Annotated in this window: 18 protein-coding genes and 1 other annotated feature; of the genes, 10 read left to right on the top strand and 8 right to left on the bottom strand. The window is 43.2% G+C overall.

Annotation, left to right across the window (positions count from 1 at the left end; all coding sequences use genetic code 11):
* Positions 1 to 349: 349 nt before the first annotated feature.
* The 3 genes from clpB to rluD form a co-directional block, all read right to left on the bottom strand.
* Entirely contained in the window at positions 350 to 2,923 is a 2,574-nt protein-coding gene (clpB, locus tag H2O73_RS19330; RefSeq protein ID WP_182110564.1) for an ATP-dependent chaperone ClpB, read from the bottom strand.
* Between the two features lie 122 nt (positions 2,924 to 3,045).
* Complete coding sequence (gene pgeF, locus H2O73_RS19325; protein WP_182110563.1) at positions 3,046 to 3,771, bottom strand: peptidoglycan editing factor PgeF; 726 nt, start codon at positions 3,769 to 3,771, stop codon at positions 3,046 to 3,048.
* 1 nt (position 3,772) lies between these two features.
* Entirely contained in the window at positions 3,773 to 4,750 is a 978-nt protein-coding gene (rluD, locus tag H2O73_RS19320; protein ID WP_182110562.1) for a 23S rRNA pseudouridine(1911/1915/1917) synthase RluD, read from the bottom strand.
* Positions 4,751 to 4,880: 130 nt separating this feature from the next.
* Between rluD and H2O73_RS19315 the strand changes: the two genes are divergently transcribed.
* Positions 4,881 to 5,606 (top strand): outer membrane protein assembly factor BamD, encoded by a 726-nt coding sequence (locus H2O73_RS19315; RefSeq protein WP_182110561.1) that lies wholly within the window; start codon positions 4,881 to 4,883, stop codon positions 5,604 to 5,606.
* Between the two features lie 73 nt (positions 5,607 to 5,679).
* On the opposite strand, the gene H2O73_RS19310 is transcribed toward H2O73_RS19315, so the two are convergent.
* Entirely contained in the window at positions 5,680 to 7,311 is a 1,632-nt protein-coding gene (locus H2O73_RS19310) for a methyl-accepting chemotaxis protein (protein ID WP_182110560.1), read from the bottom strand.
* 366 nt (positions 7,312 to 7,677) lie between these two features.
* Here H2O73_RS19310 and H2O73_RS19305 point away from each other — a divergent pair, with 366 nt between their 5' ends.
* The 6 genes from H2O73_RS19305 (at position 7,678) to yjjX (ending at position 15,268) form a co-directional block, all read left to right on the top strand.
* A complete protein-coding gene (locus H2O73_RS19305; protein ID WP_182110559.1) occupies positions 7,678 to 9,117 on the top strand; it encodes an MltF family protein in 1,440 nt (479 codons plus the stop codon).
* A gap of 357 nt (positions 9,118 to 9,474) precedes the next feature.
* Positions 9,475 to 9,810: a ribosome hibernation-promoting factor, HPF/YfiA family gene (gene hpf, locus H2O73_RS19300; protein ID WP_182110558.1), complete on the top strand. Its 336-nt coding sequence runs from the start codon at positions 9,475 to 9,477 to the stop codon at positions 9,808 to 9,810.
* 108 nt (positions 9,811 to 9,918) lie between these two features.
* Positions 9,919 to 10,036: a sequence feature (Phe leader region), on the top strand.
* 14 nt (positions 10,037 to 10,050) lie between these two features.
* On the top strand, positions 10,051 to 11,229 hold the full coding sequence (gene pheA, locus H2O73_RS19295; protein ID WP_182110557.1) for a prephenate dehydratase: 1,179 nt from the start codon (positions 10,051 to 10,053) through the stop codon (positions 11,227 to 11,229).
* A gap of 161 nt (positions 11,230 to 11,390) precedes the next feature.
* Entirely contained in the window at positions 11,391 to 12,440 is a 1,050-nt protein-coding gene (locus tag H2O73_RS19290; RefSeq protein ID WP_246335974.1) for a polyamine ABC transporter substrate-binding protein, read from the top strand.
* A complete protein-coding gene (locus tag H2O73_RS19285) occupies positions 12,424 to 14,769 on the top strand; it encodes a putative bifunctional diguanylate cyclase/phosphodiesterase (protein ID WP_182110556.1) in 2,346 nt (781 codons plus the stop codon). Before H2O73_RS19290 ends, H2O73_RS19285 begins: the two co-directional genes overlap by 17 nt.
* A complete protein-coding gene (yjjX, locus tag H2O73_RS19280; RefSeq protein ID WP_182110555.1) occupies positions 14,735 to 15,268 on the top strand; it encodes an inosine/xanthosine triphosphatase in 534 nt (177 codons plus the stop codon). The genes H2O73_RS19285 and yjjX overlap by 35 nt, the downstream gene beginning before the upstream one ends.
* A 54-nt stretch (positions 15,269 to 15,322) precedes the next feature.
* Here the strand turns inward: yjjX and trpR are convergent, their stop codons facing one another.
* Positions 15,323 to 15,619 (bottom strand): trp operon repressor, encoded by a 297-nt coding sequence (trpR, locus tag H2O73_RS19275; protein ID WP_182110554.1) that lies wholly within the window; start codon positions 15,617 to 15,619, stop codon positions 15,323 to 15,325.
* Between the two features lie 14 nt (positions 15,620 to 15,633).
* Positions 15,634 to 17,583, bottom strand: a complete 1,950-nt coding sequence (sltY, locus tag H2O73_RS19270) for a murein transglycosylase (RefSeq protein WP_182110553.1) — start codon at positions 17,581 to 17,583, stop codon at positions 15,634 to 15,636.
* A gap of 254 nt (positions 17,584 to 17,837) precedes the next feature.
* Here sltY and ettA point away from each other — a divergent pair, with 254 nt between their 5' ends.
* The 3 genes from ettA to H2O73_RS19255 all read left to right on the top strand — a co-directional run bounded on the left by ettA (position 17,838) and on the right by H2O73_RS19255 (position 21,091).
* Complete coding sequence (gene ettA / locus H2O73_RS19265) at positions 17,838 to 19,505, top strand: energy-dependent translational throttle protein EttA (RefSeq protein WP_182110552.1); 1,668 nt, start codon at positions 17,838 to 17,840, stop codon at positions 19,503 to 19,505.
* Between the two features lie 212 nt (positions 19,506 to 19,717).
* On the top strand, positions 19,718 to 20,089 hold the full coding sequence (locus H2O73_RS19260) for a PilZ domain-containing protein (RefSeq protein ID WP_182110551.1): 372 nt from the start codon (positions 19,718 to 19,720) through the stop codon (positions 20,087 to 20,089).
* A 9-nt stretch (positions 20,090 to 20,098) separates the two neighbouring features.
* Complete coding sequence (locus H2O73_RS19255; protein WP_182110550.1) at positions 20,099 to 21,091, top strand: M23 family metallopeptidase; 993 nt, start codon at positions 20,099 to 20,101, stop codon at positions 21,089 to 21,091.
* Between the two features lie 44 nt (positions 21,092 to 21,135).
* On the opposite strand, the gene tyrA is transcribed toward H2O73_RS19255, so the two are convergent.
* Positions 21,136 to 22,263, bottom strand: a complete 1,128-nt coding sequence (tyrA, locus tag H2O73_RS19250) for a bifunctional chorismate mutase/prephenate dehydrogenase (protein ID WP_182110549.1) — start codon at positions 22,261 to 22,263, stop codon at positions 21,136 to 21,138.
* A gap of 22 nt (positions 22,264 to 22,285) precedes the next feature.
* Positions 22,286 to 23,359, bottom strand: a complete 1,074-nt coding sequence (locus H2O73_RS19245) for a 3-deoxy-7-phosphoheptulonate synthase (RefSeq protein ID WP_182110548.1) — start codon at positions 23,357 to 23,359, stop codon at positions 22,286 to 22,288.
* Positions 23,360 to 23,586 lie beyond the last annotated feature (227 nt).

Below are 23,586 nucleotides of genomic sequence, written 5' to 3'. Positions count from 1 at the left end.
ACTTATTGGATTATCATCAACGAGTGCCCACACAGATTGATAGGTTTATATTGTTAAAGAGCGTTGCTTTAAGCATTCATCTCAAAGCGGACGGTCATTTTAGCGAGATAACCTTTGGTGTCAAACACTTTTTTGGTTATTTCTCTGAAAGTTACTTAAAGTACTTTCACCGTCTATGTTGTCTAGCTATTTAGCTCGGTAACCCGTGACAACGAGGCGGATTATAGGGAGTTCCTTCGCGAACACAATAGTTATTTCACTACTTTCAGACCGTTTGCTTAGGAATTAAACAAAACAGCCAAATAAGCAACAAAAAGGGGCTGTTCAGCCCCTTTTAAGTCGATTTGTTTTATTGATGTGCGATGATTTGCTCGTTATGCACCACTAACTTCACCGTTTTATCCGGCACAACTCGCCCCGAAAGAATCGCTTTAGCTAATGGGTTCTCTACACTTTGCTGTATGGCTCGTTTTAATGGTCTCGCCCCATAGACGGGATCAAAGCCAACTTGTGAGATCAACTCGAGTGCTTTTTCCGACACTTCCATATGAAAGCCTCGCTCTTCCATCCGTTTAGCTAATCGAAGTAACTGAATAGCAGCAATCGACTTGATGTGGTCTTGCCCTAGAGGATGGAAAACCACACACTCATCAACACGGTTTAAAAACTCGGGTCTAAAGTGTTTGGTGACAACATCCATCACTTCATCTTTAATCCCCTGGTAATCAAGGTTGTTAAAATTCTCTTGTATACGAGAAGAACCTAGATTGGATGTCATAATCACAACTGTGTTTCGAAAATCGACCGTACGCCCTTGCCCATCTGTCAAACGACCATCATCTAACACTTGCAACAGTATGTTAAATACATCAGGGTGAGCTTTCTCTACTTCATCTAGTAGAATCACTGAGTAAGGCTTGCGTCGCACTGCTTCAGTTAGGTAGCCTCCTTCTTCATAACCAACATAACCAGGAGGCGCACCAACCAAACGAGCAACAGAATGTTTCTCCATAAACTCCGACATGTCGATACGTACCATGGCCTCTTCACTATCAAACATGAAACTAGCCAAGGTTTTACACAGTTCCGTTTTCCCCACCCCGGTAGGACCTAAGAATAAGAAGGAACCGATCGGTTTATTGGGATCGGATAAGCCCGCTCTACTACGACGAATCGCATCGGAGACGACTTCTACTGCCTCTTTTTGACCGATCACGCGCTTATGAAGAACCTGCTCCATACGCAATAACTTCTCTTTCTCGGCTTCAAGCATTTTCGATACAGGAATGCCGGTTTGCTTGGATAGCACTTCAGCGATTTCTGCATCGGTAACCTTGTTGCGTAGTAAAGTCATCTCTTGCATTTCAGCTTGAGCGGCTAAGTCGAGCTGCTTTTCAAGTTCTGGGATTCGACCATATTGCAGCTCCGACATACGGCTTAGATCGCCCGCACGCCTCGCCAGTTCCATATCCATACGGGCTTGTTCAAGCTCAGACTTGATATGTTGGGTACCTTGCAGTGCTGCTTTTTCGGTATTCCAAACTTCTTCAAGCTCCGCAAGATCACGTTCTTTTTCGTGCAGCTCTTGGCTCAAAATCTCGAGGCGCTTTTCGCTTGCTTCGTCTTGCTCATTACTTAGTGCTTGCTGCTCAATCTTTAATTGAATGATTTTGCGTTCCAATTTATCGAGCGATTCTGGCTTTGAGTCTATCTGCATGCGTATGCTCGATGCCGCTTCATCAATCAGATCGATGGCTTTATCAGGCAACTGACGGTCAGAGACATAGCGATGCGATAAGCTAGCCGCGGCAACAATCGCAGGATCGGTAATTTCAACATGATGGTGTAATTCATAGCGTTCTTTCAAACCACGCAAAATAGCAACGGTATCTTCAACACTTGGCTCATCCACCAGCACTTTTTGGAATCGACGCTCTAATGCCGGATCTTTTTCCATGTACTTGCGGTATTCATCCAATGTTGTTGCGCCAACACAATGAAGTTCGCCTCGAGCCAACGCTGGCTTGAGCATATTACCCGCATCCATCGAGCCTTCGCCTTTGCCCGCTCCGACCATGGTATGGATTTCATCTATAAAGAGGATGATATTGCCTTCTTCTTTAGACAATTCATTGAGCACTGATTTCAATCGTTCTTCGAATTCACCTCGATACTTAGCGCCGGCCACCAAAGCGCCCATATCAAGAGAGAGTACTCGACGACCACGCAGACCTTCAGGCACTTCATTATTAATGATGCGCTGTGCTAGTCCTTCAACAATCGCCGTTTTACCCACACCCGGCTCACCAATGATGACAGGGTTATTTTTGGTACGACGTTGAAGCACTTGAATAGTGCGGCGGATTTCATCATCACGGCCAATAACCGGATCCAGTTTGCCTTGCTCTGCTCGCTCGGTTAAGTCCACTGTGAACTTTTCTAACGCTTGGCGTAGCTCTTCTGCATTCGGGTCATTAACCTTTTGCCCACCTCTGATCTTATCGATCGCTTCGCTCACTTTTTGCTCAGTGATACCTGACTCTTTAAGCAGAGCTCCTAACGGACCTTTATCTTCTATTGCAGCTAAGAGGAAAATTTCTGAAGAAATATAGGTGTCTTGACGCTTCTGAGCCACTTTGTCGCATAGGTTGAATAGCGTTCCCATACTTCCTGATAGCTGAACATCGCCACCAATGCCGCTAACTTTTGGCAAGCGATCTAACATTTCACTTAGTTTTGAACGCAGATGGGCGACATCCACACTCAACATGGTCAGTAGTGGACGAATAGGACTGCCATTTTGATCCATCAGTGCCACCATTAGGTGCACGGGTTCAATGTATTGATGATCACGACCTAACGCCAGAGACTGCGCGTCAGAAATAGCGATTTGAAACTTGCTAGTAAATCTGTCTAGACGCATATCAACCTTCCTAAAATTCAACTGAGATAATTCTATTAATCAATATGAAAGATGGATACGCGCAGCGAGATTTTCAAGGGATATGAAATGAAAAAGGCTGACAATACGTCAGCCTTTATAAATTAATCTAGCCAGATTAAGCTGGCTTGACGACCTGTAACACCATCTCGTCGATAAGAGTAAAAGCGTTTTGGGTCAGAGTAGGTACACAAACCACTACTAAACACTTGCGTGACACCAAGTTTACTTAGCCGTTGTGTGGCGATCAATTCCATATTTGCCCACCACTTGCCCTGTTTACCTGTCGGTATAAAAGCATCAATGGCTTTGGTATCAAAATCGCAAAATGCTTGTAGTACATCTTCCCCAACTTCAAACGCGTCAGGACCGATAGCGGGACCAAGCCAAGCAATGACTTCGCCATCAAACATATTCACCGCGTTCTCAACAATACCGTTGGCTAATCCTCGCCAGCCAGCATGAACCGCTGAAACCTGATTTCCTTGAGTGTTCGTCAGTAGTACAGGCAAGCAATCCGCTGTCATTGCAGAACACACAATTCCACTCTGAGAAGTAAACAATCCATCAGCATCCAGCGTTAACTCAGTCGGTTGATTGACTAAAACAACATCTGTTGAATGGGTTTGATTAAGCCAAATAGGTGAATTTGGCATCTCTGACAACTGTGTTAGAGCTTGGCGATTTTTTATGACGGTCTCTAAATCATCCCCAACATGGCTACCAAGATTCAAACCTTGATAACGTTCCAACGAGTAACCACCAATTCGAGTTGAGGAAATGGCTTTTACTTGCTTAGGAACTTTCCAGTTAGGGACAATAAATGACATCTTAGTACTCTTCTTCTAAACCATGCTGTTGCGCGTCTTGACGAAGAGCATCTGTCATAGCAATCATGTCATCAGGTACTGGTGCATGAAACTCAAGTTCTTCACCCGTCACTGGGTGTTCGAATCTCAGCATCACTGCGTGCAGTGCTTGACGATCAAAACCACGGATCATTTCAGTTAACTCTTGCGAAGCACCTGAAGGGATACGAGCACGACCACCATAAGCTGTGTCACCTAGCAGTGGATACTGTAGGTAAGACATATGCACACGGATTTGGTGAGTACGACCGGTTTCTAGACGTAAGCGAATACGAGTATGTTCACGGAAGTGCTCTGCAACACGATAATGCGTCACAGCGGGCTTACCCATTGGGCTTACTGACATCAGCGTACGCTTAGTCGAGTGACGTCCAATTGGTTGCTCCACTTTACCACCCGCGGTCATACGACCAATCGCAATCGCTTCATATTCACGAGTAATATTACGCTTTTGTAGAGCTCGCACTAAACGAGTTTGCGCTGGTACAGTTTTCGCTACCACCATCAAACCTGTCGTGTCTTTATCTAGACGATGCACGATACCTGCACGAGGTACTTCTGCGATATCAGGGTAATGATGAAGCAGTGCATTTAACACTGTGCCATCAGGCGTACCGGCACCAGGGTGTACAACGAAACCACGCGGTTTATTAATTACAATGATGTCATCATCTTCATAGACGATATCCAACGGGATATCTTGCGCTTCCCAGCGCTCTTCATCTTCAAGTTCCGCTTGCAATGTGATGACTTCACCGCCCATTACTCGAGTACGAGGTTTAGTAATCACCTCGCCATCGACTTGAACTTTACCCGCTAGTAGCCACTCTTTGAGTCGCGAGCGAGAGAAGTCGGCAAAAATTTCTGCGATAGCCTGATCAAGGCGTTGACCTAATTGACTATCTTTTACTGTGTTGGTTAATTCAATCTGCTGAGCCATATCGAACTTTTTCAAAAACTGTGAGACTAATTGTCTACAGTGTGGAAGAATATTGCTCCATTGTATCTGCTACCGACATAAAAGTAACGGAAGCGACAAAATTATTTACTTCAAGGAATAGAATCCTGACATGAAACAGCATACTTTATCTGGATTATTGGCACTCAGTTTACTCGTCGGATGTACTAGCAGCGAAGAGATTGTTCCAGATGTACCGCCATCAGAGCTTTACTCTGAAGCTCAGGTATTATTACAACAAGGTAGTTGGACTACAGCGATTGAAAAACTTGAAGCGCTCGACTCTCGCTACCCATTTGGCGCGTATTCTGAACAGGTTCAGCTCGATCTTATTTATGCTTATTACAAAAATGATGACCTCGCTTTAGGCCTTGCGACTATTGAGCGCTTCATCCGTCTAAACCCAACCAATGACAAACTCGATTGGGTGCTATACATGCGCGGACTCACTCATATGGCGCAAGATCGCAACTTTATGCACGATGTATTTAACATCGACCGAAGCGATCGCGATCCAGAGCCGGTAAAATCTGCTTTTGCTGATTTTAAGAAGCTGCTTGAACGATACCCTAATAGCCCATATGCAGAAGATGCACAAAAACGCATGTTCTCTTTAAAAAACCGCTTAGCCGAATATGATTTAGCCACTGCGGATTTCTATTTACGCCGTGAAGCGTGGATTGCAGCCATTAATCGCTGTCAGGAACTGCAAAAAACCTATCCCAATACAGAAGCTGCCCGTAAGTCGCTTGCTATACAGCTCCAAGCTTATGAAGAGTTAGGGTTGACTGAAGCAGCAGAGCGAACTCGTCAGTTAATGGCAAAAAACCCAGTTTAAATGCCATTTAAACGTTCCATAAAAAAACCGCTTTGTAGAAAGCGGTTTTTTTATTTCAATACCAGTTCAAAAATCAAGCGACTTTGAACTGTTGAATAATTGTCTGCATATTCGCAGCCAACTGACTTAACTCAACACAAGCTTGTGCCGTTTGTGTTGAACCCGCAGCCACTTCAATAGAAGCGTGATGAATATTCTCCACATTGCGCTGGAGTTCTTCAGAAACTGAACTTTGCTCGCTGCACGCGCTGGCAATTTGAATATTCATGTTGGCAATATCGTCAATTGAGCAACTAATACCTTCAATAATGCCACCCACTGTACTTGCTTGTGCGCTACAGGTACCAATATTCTCACAACTTTCAGTCGTGGCAACGACCGCACTTTTCGCTCGTTGTTGTAATTGTTCAATAATACGCACAATTTCTTCGGTAGAGCTTTGAGTGCGTCCCGCCAAAGTACGGACCTCATCCGCCACAACAGCAAAACCTCGCCCTTGCTCTCCAGCACGAGCAGCCTCAATCGCCGCGTTTAACGCCAGCAAATTAGTTTGTTCTGCAATATTTTGAATCACGTCGACAACCATACTAATGTCACCTGAATCTTTTTCCAGTTGAGCAACCATAGTCCCGGTTTCTTCAATAACGCTCTGCGCATGAACAATTTGACTCATGGCTTCACCTACGCCACCCGCACCTTTACGAGCAGTCTCACTGGCATTGGTTGCTGCACTAGAGGCTTCTTCAGTATTACTTGCTACCTCATTAACCGTCGCTTGCAGCTGACTCATTGCAGTCGCAACCAATGTCAATTGGTTCTGCTGATTCATCATCCCTTGCTCAGTTTGCTCAGATACTGCGCTCACTTCTTCAATCGAAGTAGCAAGTTGCGTTGATGCACTGGCGATTTGCTCGACCATTTGTAGCAATTTCAGCTGCATTTCATGGCATGTATCTGCAAGCTCTCCTAGCTCATCATTACCCATTTTTGAGCGGTCAATACTTTGGGTCAGATCGCCATTGGTAATATGCTGAGCAAGTGTCATTACTAACTTTAACGGCGAACAGATCTGTCTAGTTAACAACCAGCCTGTAAATAGCATAAATGCCATCACACCCACTATGCTCATAATACTCAGCATAAGTGTATCGCTGACTCTATCATTGACCACTTGTTTATCTTCGGCAATGTAGGCTTGATTTAGCTCCTCCAATGCACTCATTGCGGCAAAAGCTTTTTGATAAGTTTCATAACCATCAACCGTTAAACGGTTTGCTTCAACTACTTGCTCGTTATTCATGAGGTTACGAAATTGAGCCAATTGTTGGCTGTAGGTATTCCAATGTTTTTTTAGTTCCGCGAATGCAGCATGATCCCTTTCATCCCAAAGTCCAGCTTGGTAAGTACTCAGGTTCAGGTTGATTTCATTCTCAAAGTTGTCCATGTTTTGTTTCCAAATCGGCACCAAATCATGGTTAGGATTAGCAACCAAAGCATATTGATCACGTCGAATCTCTTCGATATTGATCTGCATATCTTTAACTAGCAATACGCTTGGAACTGTTGCATCAGCAAACTCGAGAAGTGCATCTCTAACGTGATCCATTTGCTTCAGGAAAAAGGAGACCTGAACGATAGCAATTATGGAGATTGAGACAAAAATAATCGCTATTTTATTTCTAATATTAAAATCTTTAAAACGCATACATCACCAGCACAGAAAACCATTTATAGTTAATTAATCAAATTAATTAACTGGTAAAATTCAAGACCGGTAGTTTATATACCCTTCAGAAATAAACTTACATGGTTGGACCAGTAAATGCGTGTCAGTTCACACATTTCGCGCTGATATAACTCGCAATATCGATAATATGAAAGATACAAACAAAATAGTGCAATCACACTGCAAGTGTTTTGTTACAACTCTGAGTAATTTCTAGCTATGCATAAGAGGGGAAATTGCAACATTACTTATTAAACTAATGGAAAAGTTTATATTTTTGCATCTGACTCTTGTGTCACAACCGACAAAGTCTACTTTTAATATAGAGATATTAAAGGTTAACTCATGCTTCGAATTTTACTTTTCATCGTTTTACAGTTCTTCGTGCCGACTCATTCAATGGCATTGTCATTGACCCCCCTCAATAAAGACCCTCATTTCGGCGATCTGCCGACTCTGGAAAAAAAGGGGGTTATTCGTGTACTTGTTTCTGCTGACCTAGGTTTTTACTATATAGAAGCGGGGCAGCCTAAAGGCATTCTTGCCGAATTACTCTACCATTTTGAAAAACAACTCAAACAGCGATCCTCATATTTAAACCTGCAAGTGATTCCCGTTGATCGAGATGATTTACTGCCTTCTCTTACACAAGGTTACGGTGATCTTATTGTTGCCAATCTCACGGTCACCGAGCAACGTCAGCAAAGTGTCGGGTTTAGCATACCGGTACGAAAGAATGTTGAAGAATGGATTATTACGACTAAACAATCACCACAATACCAACACATTGAGCAATTAAGTGGCAAAGAGTTCTGGGTTCGAGCGAGCTCTAGCTACTTCGAAAGTTTACAAAAAATAAACCATCAGCTTAATCACCTCGGCAAACCACCCATATTAATTCGCTTTATAGAAGAGACGATCCAAGATTACGAAATAATGGAGATGGTCAATCACGGTCACATTAAAATGACCGTGCTGGATAGCCATAAAAGCGAATTGTGGTTGAATGTGATGGACAATATTCAAGCACACAAAAATTTGCCAATCAGAAAGAAAGGCAATATCGCCTGGGCGCTGAGAAAAAACAGCCCAAAGTTAAAAGCACTGGTTGATCAATACCTAACAAAACACCGATCTGGCACGTTAATGGGCAATGTGATCTATGGGAAATACCTTGATAATACTCGCTGGTTAAAAAACGTGTTGAATCCAGAAAATATCCGCAAACTAGAATCCATGTCTGCGGTATTCACTCAATATTCAAATCAATACCAATTTGATCCATTGATGATTTCGGCGCAAGGTTACCAAGAATCAGGTCTTGACCAGAATAAAGTTTCTCATCGAGGAGCTGTCGGAATCATGCAAGTGCTACCAAGCACCGCTAGAGATCCTAACGTCAATATTGGCAACATATACAAGCTTGAAAATAACGTCCATGCTGGCGTTAAATACATGCGCTTTATTAAAGATCGTTATTTTAGCGACCAAGCAATCAGCGCTGACGATCAAGTCTACTTCTCACTAGCAGCATACAACGCTGGTCCTGGAAACATCCGTAAAATGCGTCGTTTAGCAACTCAGCAAGGCTATGATCCCAATAAATGGTTCAAGAATGTGGAAATTGTCACGCGAAGGAATATTGGGCGAGAGCCCGTGCACTATGTTTCAAACATCAATCGCTATTTTATCATCTATAAACAACTCTCTGAGCTACAACAAAACCGAGAGCAATCAAATCATGACGAGCTCAATCCGTTAATTTTTCCAATAGAGATGAAGTAAAGCTATTCAACGAATACCAATATACAAATGTAGAGAAAGGTTAATGAAGCATAGCCGAGGAACTATTGAGGTCTGAATCACAATTTTCAAGTGAACAAGGATTGAGCAATGGTTTTCTTTAGGTCGAATAAGAGCCCTAAAAAACAGGGGATTTTTAGCAAGACACCTTACCAATTTAGCGCTTTTTTTAACTTTAACAAGCTTTTTCGTGCAACAACTCGTATACACTTTGAGTGAGATCACAAATGGTTTCCAGCGATAAAAATCCCCCACAAAAAGAGATCTATGTCACATTTTTTTATACTTAAATCGCTAATCTGGAGTTAACCCATGAGGGATGCAACAGAGGAAACATCTATGAAAGTAAACATCACCGGCAAAAATATCGACATCACCTCTGCAATTCGCAACCATATTGAGAGCAAATTTAAAAAGCTCGAAAAGTGGCAAGTAGATATCATTGGCTGCCAAGCGACCTTCAGCGAGGAACCGAACAAACAGAAAAAATTTGAAGCGGTCATCACGGTACCAAAAGGCAAACTTGTTGCTTCCGCTGTTCATGAAGATTTATACGCTGCCGTTAATGAGGTAGAACAGAAACTAGAACGACAGCTAAACAAACTACGCCACAAGCCAGAAGCTCGCCGTAGCGATAAGCCAGAGCTTGAAGTAGAAATTGAAGACGTAGAATAAATGATTTAACACTTAAAATAGCGCCAAGGGGCGCTATTTTTTTGCTTGACGCTTAAAACACGGTTGCTTATTGTGTTGATGGACCCTTTAAGTGAATAATATATATGCGACTAACCCATCTGTTCTTTTTTGACTTGTTTTTTCTCCAGTAACTTGGGAGGCTGACTCGTTTTCGGAAGATAAGTCAAAAACGAACAGAAAGCCTCCCTCAGGGAGGTTTTTTTATGTAAGGAAATTAGGATGACTCAACAACAATACTCACTCGATGAAATTCGACTTCGACTTAACGAGTTAGACGATCAACTACTACAACTACTCTCTGAACGTCGAAAGATGAGTATTGAGGTTGCCAAAAGCAAAGTTCATACCTCAAAACCAGTTCGTGATGCTGAACGAGAGCAACAGCTATTAGTAAAGCTCATCAATAACGGCTTAAAAAAATACGAACTTGATGCGCAGTACATCACCAAACTCTTCCATGCCATCATTGAAGACTCCGTGTTGCTGCAACAAGCGTACTTACAAAACTTAGCCAACCCTGAATTAAGTAGAAAGCCTCTCGCACGTGTCGCTTTCTTAGGCGCCAAAGGATCCTATTCCCATCTCGCTAGTCGTGAGTACTTTAGCCGCAAAAATACCGAGCTAATTGAACTTAATTGTGAGGGTTTTCGAGAAGTTGCGACAACCGTCGAGTCTGGACATGCCGATTATGGTGTATTGCCAATTGAAAACACCAGCTCAGGGTCTATTAATGAAGTGTATGACCTATTACAGCACACGACGCTATACATTGTTGGTGAACTCACATTGCCAATTGAGCACTGCTTAGTTGCTACCGAAGATATTCGCTTGGAAAACCTAACCACCTTGTATTCCCACCCGCAACCTCACCAGCAATGCAGCGAATTCTTGGGGCGAATGAAGAATATTGAGCTTAAGACTTGTGCGAGCACTGCGGATGCAATGCAGAAAGTCCGCGAACTCAACCGCTCTGATGTGGCTGCCATCGGCAACGCTTCATCAGGTAAAATTTATGGCTTGCAAGCCATTCAAGACAATATTGCCAACCAAACGGAAAACCATACTCGCTTTATTATTGTCGCACGTAAGCCTGTTGAAGTGTCTCCACAAATCCCAGCAAAAACAACACTGATCATGTCAACATCTCAAGATACCGGGTCACTGGTTGCAGCTTTGCTGATCATGCAGCGCTACCATATCAACATGACTAAATTAGAATCACGTCCAATTATGGGTAACCCATGGGAAGAGATGTTTTATGTCGATGTAGATGCGCATTTGGATTCGGAAAACATGCAAAATGCACTCTCGGAGCTAACTAAAATTACTAAGCATCTAAAAGTGCTAGGCTGCTACCCAAGTGAAAATGTAAAACCAACTCAAGTTAAATTAGTGTAAAATCTCACCTCTCAGTTCAAAAAACAACCACCAAGTGGCTGACACAATTTATAGATTAAAATAGCATGCTGGACCTTATTTGAGCTTGCTATGTGTGTCAGCCGCTGATTCTTACAAAGCTCGGTGTTATCCATAATTTGAAAGGACTCGGTAACTCCGTTATGACTTTGAAGTCACTTGCAGCGCTATTGATTGGGTTAACTTACACGGCTAGTTCTCTGGTTACAGCTACTGAGCTTAATTTGTTGATGTGGGAGGATACCCTATCAGATCGTGTCATCCAGCAATGGCAAGCTCAAACCGGTACGACAATACATATCACTTATTTTGATAATAGCGATGATCGAGACACTTTACTCACGGTAAATAAAGATCTCCCATTTGATATTCTCATTCTCGACAATGTCGCCGCCAATATATATGGAAAACTTGGCGAACTGGTTGATGTCTCTGATCTTCACAATCGACAAAATAACCATCAGCGATGGAATCGTGCTTGTGGCGATCATGGGCAGCCCTATTTTTGGGGATCCGTCGGTATTGTCTACCGCTCAGATAAAATTCCTCACCCCCCAAAAAAATGGCGTGACTTTATTAGCCCGCCTGGGGAATTATCAGGGCACATCAGTCTACTCAATGACTCAACCGACTCTTTTTTACCCTTTTTAATCAGCCGCGGTATATCAGCTGAGACCGATAATGCGCATGCACTCAAACAAAGCTACTCTGAGATGCTTAATTTTAATCATCACGTTCTAACCTACCAATATCCGCTTAGCTTTGTTAAGTGGAACCCAAATGCTGATCAACTATATATGGGCGTCGCCTATAGCGGAGACGAACACTTACTTAACCGTATACAAAATGTGGACTATTGGCGGTTTACACTACCCGAAGATCGCCCGCAGATTTGGCTAGACTGCATCGCTGTCAGCCAGCATTCAAACAAGAAATCGCTTTCTAAACAGTTTCTTAACTACCTTTCAGATCCCAAAATTTCTGCAATTAATGCAACGGACGTCAAAGCTGCAACAACAAATGTAAGCGCTTTAAAACTACTGCCTGCTTGGTACTTAAATGATGCATCATTGGCCGCAGATAACGAAAACATCCCTCAAGGGCAGATAGATAGCGCACTTTCTGCTGAAAATATTCGCTTAAGAGCCAAAATATTGAGTCAACTTTTGAATGACCATGAAACTCAACACTAGAGTCCTGTTGCTAGTAGCGCCGGTAATATTACTCAGCGCAACCATCTCAAGCTACGGTATATATCAAAATCAAAAAGATGCTTTGATTAAAAGAGAAACCAGTTACTTACATCTGACCATGGAGAAGCTCGCTGGGCACTTTAGACAATCATTCGCATTGATTAACAGCTATTCTCTCACTCTCTCACGAAGTGAAATTGTTCGTCAGTATTTGATTCATGAAGGCAACCCATTTATTGAAATGGACATGCTGAACAATATGCAGCGAATCATTGCCAGCTTTCAGTCGATCTCCCAAGATTCTATTGGCATTGCCATCTTAGACGAACAGCAAACACCACGCTTCTTTGCAGATAATCAAGAAGACCCATTCTCTGTCATCGATAATCGAGCATTGCTCTACGTTAAACACACTTACGCCAACACAGGTGCACTGGAGCACATCGGTTTCAGTAAAAATGAACAAGGTCAGAGCATTCTCATTCACTATCAAATTATCAACCCAAAAACATTAAACAAACCACTCAATGACAATGATGCTCACCTCTCCTATTTTGTCGTCTACTTAACACTGAGTCAGTTTGATCAACAGCAAAGGTTAATTGAGTTTGATAATGACAGTTCGATATTTTTTACTGAAGATCCCATTGAAGAAGCAGGGTTAACCCAATCAATTGAGTTAAAGTCAGGGTTGTTTGCTACCTTAGATCCCGCTCGCTACTTATTAGAAGATCAACTGACGGCAATAAAAAGCCGACTGGTGCTGTTTTTCACCGCGTCCTCTCTTGTGACCGTGTTGATTTTATTGTTGTTACTCTATCGCCACGTAACAAGCCCATTAGCGAGGCTAGACCGACAACTGGACGAAGTAGAACAAAAGCGAAGAAGCAATATTGAGCGATTATCAAAAAATGATGAGATTGGTCGTCTATCTGAACGTTTTTATTCTATGTACCAAGAACTGCAATCCAGTTATGAAAAAACCAAGGTACTGGCAGAAAATGACCATCTAACGGGGTTGGCTAACCGATATCAATTTCAAACTTACGTCAGCCAGTCCCTGTTGGATAATAGCCTATGTCGCTATGCATGGATTCTATATATTGACTTAGATAACTTTAAATACGTTAATGATAAATACGGACACAGCATGGGAGACGCTCTTTTAATTAAGTTTGCCAACCACATTCAAACAATCTGTATAGATTGGCAGAACACCTATCAAGTCAGTTGCCTCGCTGCGCGTTTATCTGGTGATGAATTCGCTATTTTTATCGCCTCTAGCGACAACAGCACCAATGCAGATTCCCTTGCTCATGCGGTTCTATCACCATTGATTAACCCATCTGATACGTCGCTGAGTCGCTTTCCTATCACCGCCAGTATCGGTATTGCCGCTTACCCTACCGATGGTGAAACATTGGAAAGCTTATTGTCCAATGCCGATACCGCGATGTATCAAGCCAAGAAAGCGGGCAAGAATCAACTTTCTTATTATTCACAAGAACTGGATAAAAGCGTTCGCCGCCGGACCCAAATTGAACGAGCGCTGAGAAGCGGTGAATTCAACCAAGAGTTTTCGTTAAGGTATCAGCCGTATTATGACCGAACGGGAAAACAAATCGTTGGTGTTGAAGCTTTGCTTCGCTGGAACTCGCCAAAACTTGGGCAAGTTCCACCTGAGGAATTTATTCCTATTTCTGAGCAAACTGGGATGTTTGGCAATATTGACCGCTGGGTTATTGAGCAAGCCTTTGGAGATTTTGCCGAAATCCAATCGATTCTGGGCGGTGAGATTCAATTATCAATAAACCTCTCTTCCGCCGAACTTGACTCGAAGCAACTCGCTACATTCATTGAGAAAAAGGCGCTGCAATACCACGTTCAACCACGACTGATCGATTTTGAAATAACCGAAACTTTTGCTACAGATTCACAAAGTTATTCCCTGTTACATGAACTGTCGACAATGGGCTTTAAATTAGCCATCGATGATTTTGGTTCTGGCTATACATCTATCTCACAGCTAGTAGAATATCCTGTACAGAAAATTAAATTGGATCGCGAGTTTTTAGCTGCACTGATCAAGACAGACAATCGAAATGTCGTCAAGCCATTAGTCGACCTGTGTCACTCTCAATCAATGATAGTCACGGCAGAGGGCATAGAGTCCGAAGATATGCATAGCTGGCTTGCTGACAATCAATGCGATTACATGCAAGGGTATTACCTCTCTCCACCTGTCGAACTCAAGCAATTAGAACAACTCGCTATATCGAAAAAGGTAGAGGAACATGTCCATTCAGACCGTCATCGTCGCTTCGCTTAACCCGGCAAAAATCAAGGCAGTAGAGAGCGCGTTTCAATCCGCCTTTCCACAGCAAGACTTTACCTTCATCGGGGTGAATGTACCAAGCGGTGTTTCCGACCAGCCGATGAGCAACCTAGAAACCTACCAAGGTGCTATTAATCGAGTTAAAAACGCAAAATTGACTCACATAGGTGCCGATTTTTATGTCGGTTTAGAAGCGGGAATTGAAACCGGTGTTACTTTTGCCTGGATGGTCATTGAATCAGAGACTCAGCGTGGCGAATCTCGCTCAGCCAGCATGATGCTGCCTGAAAAAGTGGCTTCTCGTCTAAGCCAAGAGGTTGAACTTGGTACTGTGATGGATGAAGTATTTAACACCGAGAATATAAAGCAAAAAGGCGGCGCGATTGGCTTATTGACTCAACATCAGTTAACCCGCAGCTCTGTGTATCATCAAGCATTAATCATGGCATTAATTCCATTTACCAACCCAGAGCACTACCCTGCGAATCTGTAATCAACCAATGACCAAAATAGGAAAAAGGTGCCCATCGGCACCTTTTTTATTTTTCTAGTGGCGTTCTAATAACGTGGTTATCGCCTGCTTTTCATCGTTACTTTTCGATTTAAGCTCATTGGAACCACGAGTGATGGTTGCAACACCAACACCCAGCATCTGACTAATTTGACGCTGAGAGAGTTCCCCTTTTAGCAGCTCTCGAACAATATTAACGCGAGCTACAAGTGACTCTCTTTCATCTGGGGTCAAAAGCATGGTGAGTAACATTTCATGCTGCCCAGTTTCTGTGCTGTGTTTAATCAAATCCATGACTTGTTGCCAATCAGTGTACTCTGGTTGTTGTGACATGATTTGCCGCTCGCTTAATACTTAGTCTTCATTTCATGAGGTTGCAGAAAGGCGCCGTCTGCGCCCAGTAGTTCTCGGTAGTAGAGTTCAAACATCAGAATATTTTGTACATAGCCACGCGTTTCATTGAATGGAATCGCTTCAATAAACGCATAAGCATCTAATTTTCCTTGAGTTCGCTCACGCCATGTTTTTACTCTTCCTGGACCTGCATTATACGCTGCAAATGCGAAAATTCGATTGTTATCGTATTTATCCAGTAAACTCTGCAAATACCTGCTACCTATTTCAATATTTTTGCCCACTTGGTAAAGATCATGGCTTCCTCGGTAGGTTAACTCGTACTTACGCGCGGTGTATTTCGCGGTCGAAGGCATGATCTGCATGATACCTCGAGCGCCAACTGGTGATTTCGCTTCAACATCCATCGCACTCTCTTGGCGAGCTAAAGACATTAAAGTAATTGGGTCAATACTGTGTTTTTCACCGTAAAAATTGAACCACCAGCGATGAGCAACAGGGAAACGCAGCTCTAGGTTATCCCACATTTTCGCTTCAATGCTGCCCGTCACCGTTAAGTGGTGCCAACGCTTATACGCCGCATAGGCAGTTAACATTTCTTGTTGCTGCTTATCTGCTCGACGTAAAAGATGACGCCATTCACTTTTCGCTGCCGCAATTTTGTCGCGCACGATCAATTCATCAATACGCAATAACGCAGTATCAAATGGTTGAATCGTTGAACGGTCAAGCTGAAGTGTCGATTGAGGATAAGCCACCGAGCGCCCAAGCTCTCTCGCTGCCGCAACACTATAAAAATTGCGTTGCCCAATAATATTCTCTAAGCGTTGTTTCGCTTGCTTGGTTTTGCCTACAGCAAGCTCAGAACGTGCCAACCAATATTGCCAGCGTAATGAATCACGCATGTTATTAGGTAAAAGCTCAATCCAATTAGCAAGACCACGCCAGTCAGCCTGCTGAATCGCTAAACGAGCACGACGCTCAACTAACTTACCATTGGCTGATGATTGGATTTGCTTATCACGCCACTGCACAAGCGAAGCAGAATCACTGTTGATCAAACGAAATGAAATGTAATCTGCTAATTTTTGCGCTTGTTCTTGGGTCAGTTTCTGTCCATCAACCACGGTTTGCCAAGCGCGTTGTGCCTTTTCAACATCCTTTCTTGCCAGTTTTTCCAAGGCCATTTCACTTTGTTGGCGATAAAACGTATTGGCAGGTTTTTGTTTGGCAAATTTGGCCACATCTTCAGGCTTAGCGAATAGCGTTTGCATATCACCCGCTTTTTTCTTCGCTTGTGATGAATCCACTTGTTTACCGAGATACTTGAGTAGGCTGCTGTTACGCGCATCAAACGCGAGTAACATTCGATTGAGAATTTGCTGATCGGTTTGCAGCCCTGCTTTTTGCCAAGCCTCAAATAATGGATCGCAAGCATCAGAAACACTGCTGCCATGCAGCCATAAATCTTCAGCACCTTTGTAGGCTAAGTTTGAATTACCCGTTTTATATTGTGCGTAATAATAGTGGCATTGGTACTTTTCACCACGTGGCAGATCAGTTTGAAACTCTAATAAGGTCTGCCACTGCTTATTGTGCGCTAGCTGGTCGATATAAGGGGCACGGATGCGAGTCGAAAATGGGTACCCTTGGTGTCGCTCAATGAACTGGTTCACCTCTACAGGCGACTTCTCACCCAATTGCACCAGTAAGGTTCGATAATCGACATAAGGAGTTAGCGGGTAACTCGCAATTTTCGGTCGCAAAACTAAGTACTGATCAACTTGCTTGTTATCAAGCAACTGCTGAGCTTGATCATAAAGATCCCGTTGTTCTGATAGATTAGGGGTCGCAGCAATACCCGTTGCGCTGTATATCATCGTTGACAATGCCAACATAGATGAAGGAAGGCGATACAGCGACTTAGAAAGCTTGGTCGTCATGACTCTCGTCCTATTGAGAAACGATATATTTAAATGCTATTAAGACTATTCTAATAAGTTCTGTAAAGCATATAGCGGTAAACAACAATTATTTCGTACAAGTGTGACACATTTAGTGATTTACGCTTCCCTCCGCGATAAATTTCGTTAGTATGCTTTTTCTATTGGCACCATTTGACCCAGACAGTAACAAACTATGATCGGGTGGTGTAAAATGCACGTTTATGTATACAGAAAGTTAGGAACCATCGGCAATGGCTGAATACGTCTATACTATGTCGCGGGTGAGCAAGGTTGTGCCACCTAAGCGTCAAATTCTTAAAGATATTTCTCTAAGCTTCTTCCCTGGTGCAAAAATCGGTGTTCTCGGTCTAAATGGCTCGGGTAAATCGACTCTGCTACGTATCATGGCGGGCATCGATAAAGATATCGATGGTGAAGCGCGCGCACAACCAGGTCTTAATGTGGGTTATCTTCCACAGGAGCCGGTTCTTGACGAGTCAAAAACCGTTCGTGAAATCGTTGAAGAAGCGGTATCAGACGTTGCTGGTGCACTAAAACGCTTAGACCAAGTATACGCTGAGTATGCAGAAGAGAACGCTGACTTTGATGCATTAGCAAAAGAGCAAGGCGAGTTAGAAGCCCTGATTCAAGCCAAAGATGGTCACAATCTAGAAACGGCTCTTGAGCGCGCTGCTGATGCACTTCGTCTTCCTGAATGGGATGCGAAGATTGAACACCTATCGGGTGGTGAACGTCGCCGCGTTGCAATCTGTCGTCTGCTTTTAGAAAAGCCAGATATGCTACTACTCGACGAACCAACCAACCACTTGGATGCAGAATCTGTTGCGTGGCTTGAGCACTTCCTTGTTGATTACAGTGGTACTGTTGTGGCAATTACCCACGACCGTTACTTCCTAGACAACGCTGCTGGCTGGATTCTAGAACTTGACCGTGGTGAAGGTATTCCATGGCAAGGTAACTACACATCTTGGCTAGAGCAAAAAGATGAGCGTCTGAAGCAAGAAAAAGCAGGCGAAAGCGCACGTCAAAAGACCATTGAAAAAGAACTTGAGTGGGTTCGTCAAAACCCGAAAGGTCGCCAAGCGAAATCGAAAGCTCGTATGGCTCGCTTTGAAGAACTGACCACAGGTCAATACCAAAAGCGTAACGAAACGAATGAGTTGTTCATTCCGCCAGGTGACCGTCTAGGTGACAAAGTTCTTGAAGTTAAAAACCTAACGAAGTCATTCGGTGATCGTGTTCTGATTGATGATCTCTCTTTCAGCATGCCGAAAGGTGCGATTGTCGGTATCGTTGGTGCCAACGGTGCAGGTAAATCAACCCTATTTAAAATGTTAAGTGGTGCAGAACAACCTGATTCAGGTACGGTTGAGCTAGGTGATACAGTAAAACTAGCTTCTGTAGATCAGTTCCGCGACAGCATGGACGATAAAAAGACCGTATTCCAAGAGATTTCTGAAGGCGCTGATATCATTAAGATCAACAACTTCGAGATCCCTGCTCGTGCTTACTGTTCTCGTTTTAACTTCAAAGGTAACGACCAACAAAAGATCATTGGCGAGCTTTCTGGTGGTGAGCGTAACCGTGTCCACCTTGCGAAACTGCTTAAAGCAGGCGGCAACGTATTGCTACTCGATGAACCGACCAATGACCTTGATGTAGAAACACTTCGTGCACTAGAAGAAGCGCTGCTCGAGTTCCCTGGTTGTGCCATGGTTATTTCGCACGACCGTTGGTTCTTGGACCGTATTGCGACTCACATTCTAGATTACCGCGATGAAGGTCAAGTTAACTTCTACGAAGGCAACTACACTGAGTATATGGACTGGTTGAAGAAGACGCTTGGTCCTGAAGCTGCGGAACCTCACCGCATCAAGTACAAGCGCATTACTAAGTAATGAAAATGAATTCAGCAGGTAAAGTAGCCGTATAACGCCACAACATATCTGCTTGAATTTTATTCAAAGGTCGCTATTATAGCGGCCTTTGTTGTATATGAATGCCCTCATTGTTTAAGTAAAAAGACCTTCATCACTAAGTTTAAAGAATTCCAAATGGTAAACAGCCTTATTCTGGTAAGCTGATAAAAAACCGAAGGAGAGAACGAAGTATGATTGAACGACGTCGATTTTCACGCATCATATATCAAGCGATAGCGATAGTGAGTCAAGGCGAACTCAAAGTAGAAGCCACTGTCAAAGATCTCTCTTTACATGGATTACTGCTGAGCTTCCCGCAAGACAATCCGCTAAATATAACTCGCCCAATCTCGGTACAATTCCAATTACCAGAAAGCGACATCACCATTGAGCTCGACGGTAGAATTATCAGTGAAGATAAAAAGCTTGCTCGAGTCATCATTGGAAACATTGATATCGAAAGTATCAGTCACCTTAAACGCATTATTGAACTCAATGTTGGAGATGATCACTTACTGCATCGTGAAATCGAGCAATTATCGGATCTAGCAGATTATTCTTAACTAAGTTGTATGTCTCAAAAAAAAATAACCATAACTATTCCTACTGGTAAAGAAGAGCAACACTTCTCTATCAGTAGAAAACATTTACTGCTTGCTATTACAGCCACCGTTACCGCAATCGGTTCGATCGCTGGCTACTTCTACTTTCACCAACAACAAATCGCAACACTCAACCAAGAGTTGACCCAAACCCGTGAGCAAAAGGCGACACTGGAACAGTTGTATGAAGAGCAAATGGATACCAGCCATACGCTCTCTCAAGAGTTAGAACAAAAACGCGATCAACTGCATGTACTGGGCAAGCGCGTCTATGATGTGGAATCTGTACTGGGCTTATCTGATGACGCTCCATTGGGAGATCAGAATCTAGAAGATCGTCTTGATGCCGCCGCTGTTGATTCCGCCGTGCGCGCCACGATGTTCCGTATGATCCCCAATGATACACCGCTCGACTACCAGCGTATTTCATCTTCCTATGGACGCCGCACTAATCCTATTAGTGGCAAACGCCATACTCATACGGGGATCGACCTAACCTGTAAACGCGGCACCTCTATTGTGGCTCCTGCGGATGGCGTCATTGAAACCGTTAGACCGAGCAAAAAAGGCTTTGGTAACTTTCTCACCGTACGCCACTCGTTTGGCTTTATGACCTCGTATGCCCACCTGCAGTATTTCAAAGTAAAGAGTGGTCAATTTGTCTCTAAAGGTGAAGAGATCGCAACCTGTGGCAATTCAGGTAACTCTACCGGCCCTCATCTACACTACGAAGTGCGCTTTTTAGGGCGTTCTCTTAACCCACAATACACAATGGATTGGACGCCAGATAATTTTAACTATCTCTTTGAAAAAGAGAAAAAAGTGAAATGGGCGCCCCTAGTGAAATTGATCGATGACAATGTTCGTCTCCAAGTTAACTTAACCAACAATCCGTATGTTGATCACTCGGTTGATACCGTGAAGCACGAAACGAAAAGTGACAAGCAAGTTAGTGTACAATAACGGCGAACTCTCTATGTTAAAAAAGCTGCCAATGGCAGCTTTTTTTATCCTCGATGAATCGAATCATTGGCTTGTTTCAGTAAGTTTTGGCTTTCAACCATAAATTGATGAGAGTAATCGCCAAACCAATCACTGACTTGGTCAAAACTGTCGATAAAGGTTTCTTTATCATTGTTCTCAAGAATCTGCAGTGCTTCACCAAAACGATGATGGAATCGCTTAATCATCTCTATGTTCTCTTGAGAAGAGAAAATGATGTCGCCATAGAGGTGAGGATCTTGCCCAAATAAACGCCCAACCATCGCCAGTTCTAAACGATAAATAGGAGAACTTAGCTTCATCAACTTATCGATACTTGGATTTTCTTTGCTTAAATGCAGTCCATAAGCAAAAGAGGTAAAGTGGCGTAGAGCTTGAATAAGCGTCATGCCATGGTCGTGCTCACTCGCATCAATTTGACACAGACTCGCTCCCCAAATAGAGAATTGCTTCAGTAACCACTGATAATGTTCTTCACCTCGACCATCGCAGTAGACAATCACCTGCTTCGCTAAGCTTGGTACATCTGGGCCAAACATCGGGTGAAGCCCAACAACCGGTCCATTATGAACACGCAGCATAGTATTGAGCGGCTTTGACTTAATCGAAGTGAGGTCGCATAAGATGCAATCGTCAGGTAATTGACCGAGTTTTTCAATCACCCCTTCCGTTAGATGGATCGGAACGGTGACAACCACTAACCCTGCCCCATCCAAAATCTCACCGGCACGGTGCCAATCTTGACTGCCTAATACTTTTACTTGATAGCCAGACAGGCTAAACATTCGACCAAACAAACCACCGAGCTGACCTTTACCCCCAACAATCACAACTGAGCGCAATTGTGGGTTTAAACACTTGAAACCCGAATCTTTTTCACTGGCATAAGACTCACGCATCGTTCTGCGCAAAATATCTTCAATCAACTGAGGAGGCACACCGACTTTTTCGGCTTCCGCACGACGAGAAGCCAACATTGCCGCTTCTCTATCCGGTGCATAAATCGGTAAACCGTGTTCACTTTTTACTTCGCCTACTTTCTCTACCAACGATAGACGTTGAGCAAGTAAATTGAGAATTTGTTTGTCGACTGCATCGATCTGATCACGCAGTTCATTTAACTGTTCGGCCATGAATGTCCCTATTCCTTACAACTTAACCTTTCAAACGATCTTCTAAAAATGGCACTAATGCAGTGTGCGCATGACGTAATAGTGTCTCAGTTGTTTGCCAATCAATACAAGCATCAGTAATAGAAACACCATATTGCATCTCATTTGTTGCCAGATCTGAGGACTGACTACCCTCATTGATATGACTTTCTATCATCAAACCAATAATCGATTTATTACCTTCGCGAATTTGATGAATAACGTCTTCTGCGACTAATGGTTGACGACGATAATCTTTGCGTGAATTGGCATGGCTACAATCAACCATTAAAGATGCGTCTAACCCCATCTTTGCCATGTCTTCTTCGCATTCAGTCACGGAAACAGAATCATAGTTAGTCTGTTTCCCACCGCGCAAAATGACATGACCATTAGGGTTACCTTGAGTCGTCAGTAATGCTACTTGCCCTTCACGGCTAATTCCCATAAAACGATGGCTTGAAGAGGCCGCTTGCATCGCATTGATTGCGGTTGCCAAGCTGCCATCAGTGCCATTTTTGAAACCGATAGGCATTGACAGACCACTCGCCATTTCACGATGCGTTTGTGATTCGGTGGTTCGAGCACCAATTGCTGCCCAGCTAAACGTATCCGCTAGGTATTGTGGGCTAATCGGATCTAAAGCTTCCGTTGCTAATGGTATTTCCATTTCTGCTAACTCAACCAAAAGTTCACGCCCCACGTGTAGACCATGCTCAATATCAAAGCTACCATCAAGGTGCGGATCATTGATGAGACCTTTCCACCCCACGGTGGTACGAGGCTTTTCAAAATAGACACGCATAACAATATAGACTTGATCGCTGAGCTGCTCAGAAATTTCTTTCAAACGACGAGCATAATCCTTTGCTGCCTCAACATCATGAATCGAACAAGGACCACACACGACTAATAAACGGTGATCTTTTTTATGAATGATGTTCGCGATAGTTTGACGTGATTGTTGAATAAATCGGCGTGCATTATCACTAAGTGGCAACTTCACCTTCAACTCATCTGGGGTAATCAATACCTGTTCATCAATGATGTTGACATTACTCAATTCACTTTTTTGCATAATAGAAACTCTGTAAATAAATTATTACACCTTTAGTTTTCCCCAACTAAGGCACCACTGAAGCATTAAGATAACAGGCATGATTAATAATTCAACCGTAAACCTAAATAAACATTCGATGTAAACTTAAAATTACACCATCTCTATTTCCGTGTTTTAGCTCAATTCTCTACTGAAGGCATGTTTTCTCATCAACAAAGCCGATAAAATGGTGAATAACAACTAAT

The sequence above is a fragment of the Vibrio marinisediminis genome, from assembly GCF_014050145.1.
Taxonomy (GTDB): Bacteria; Pseudomonadota; Gammaproteobacteria; order Enterobacterales; family Vibrionaceae; genus Vibrio; species Vibrio marinisediminis.
The sequence above is the reverse complement of the archived record's forward strand: the minus strand, read 5'-3'. Positions and strand labels throughout refer to the sequence as shown.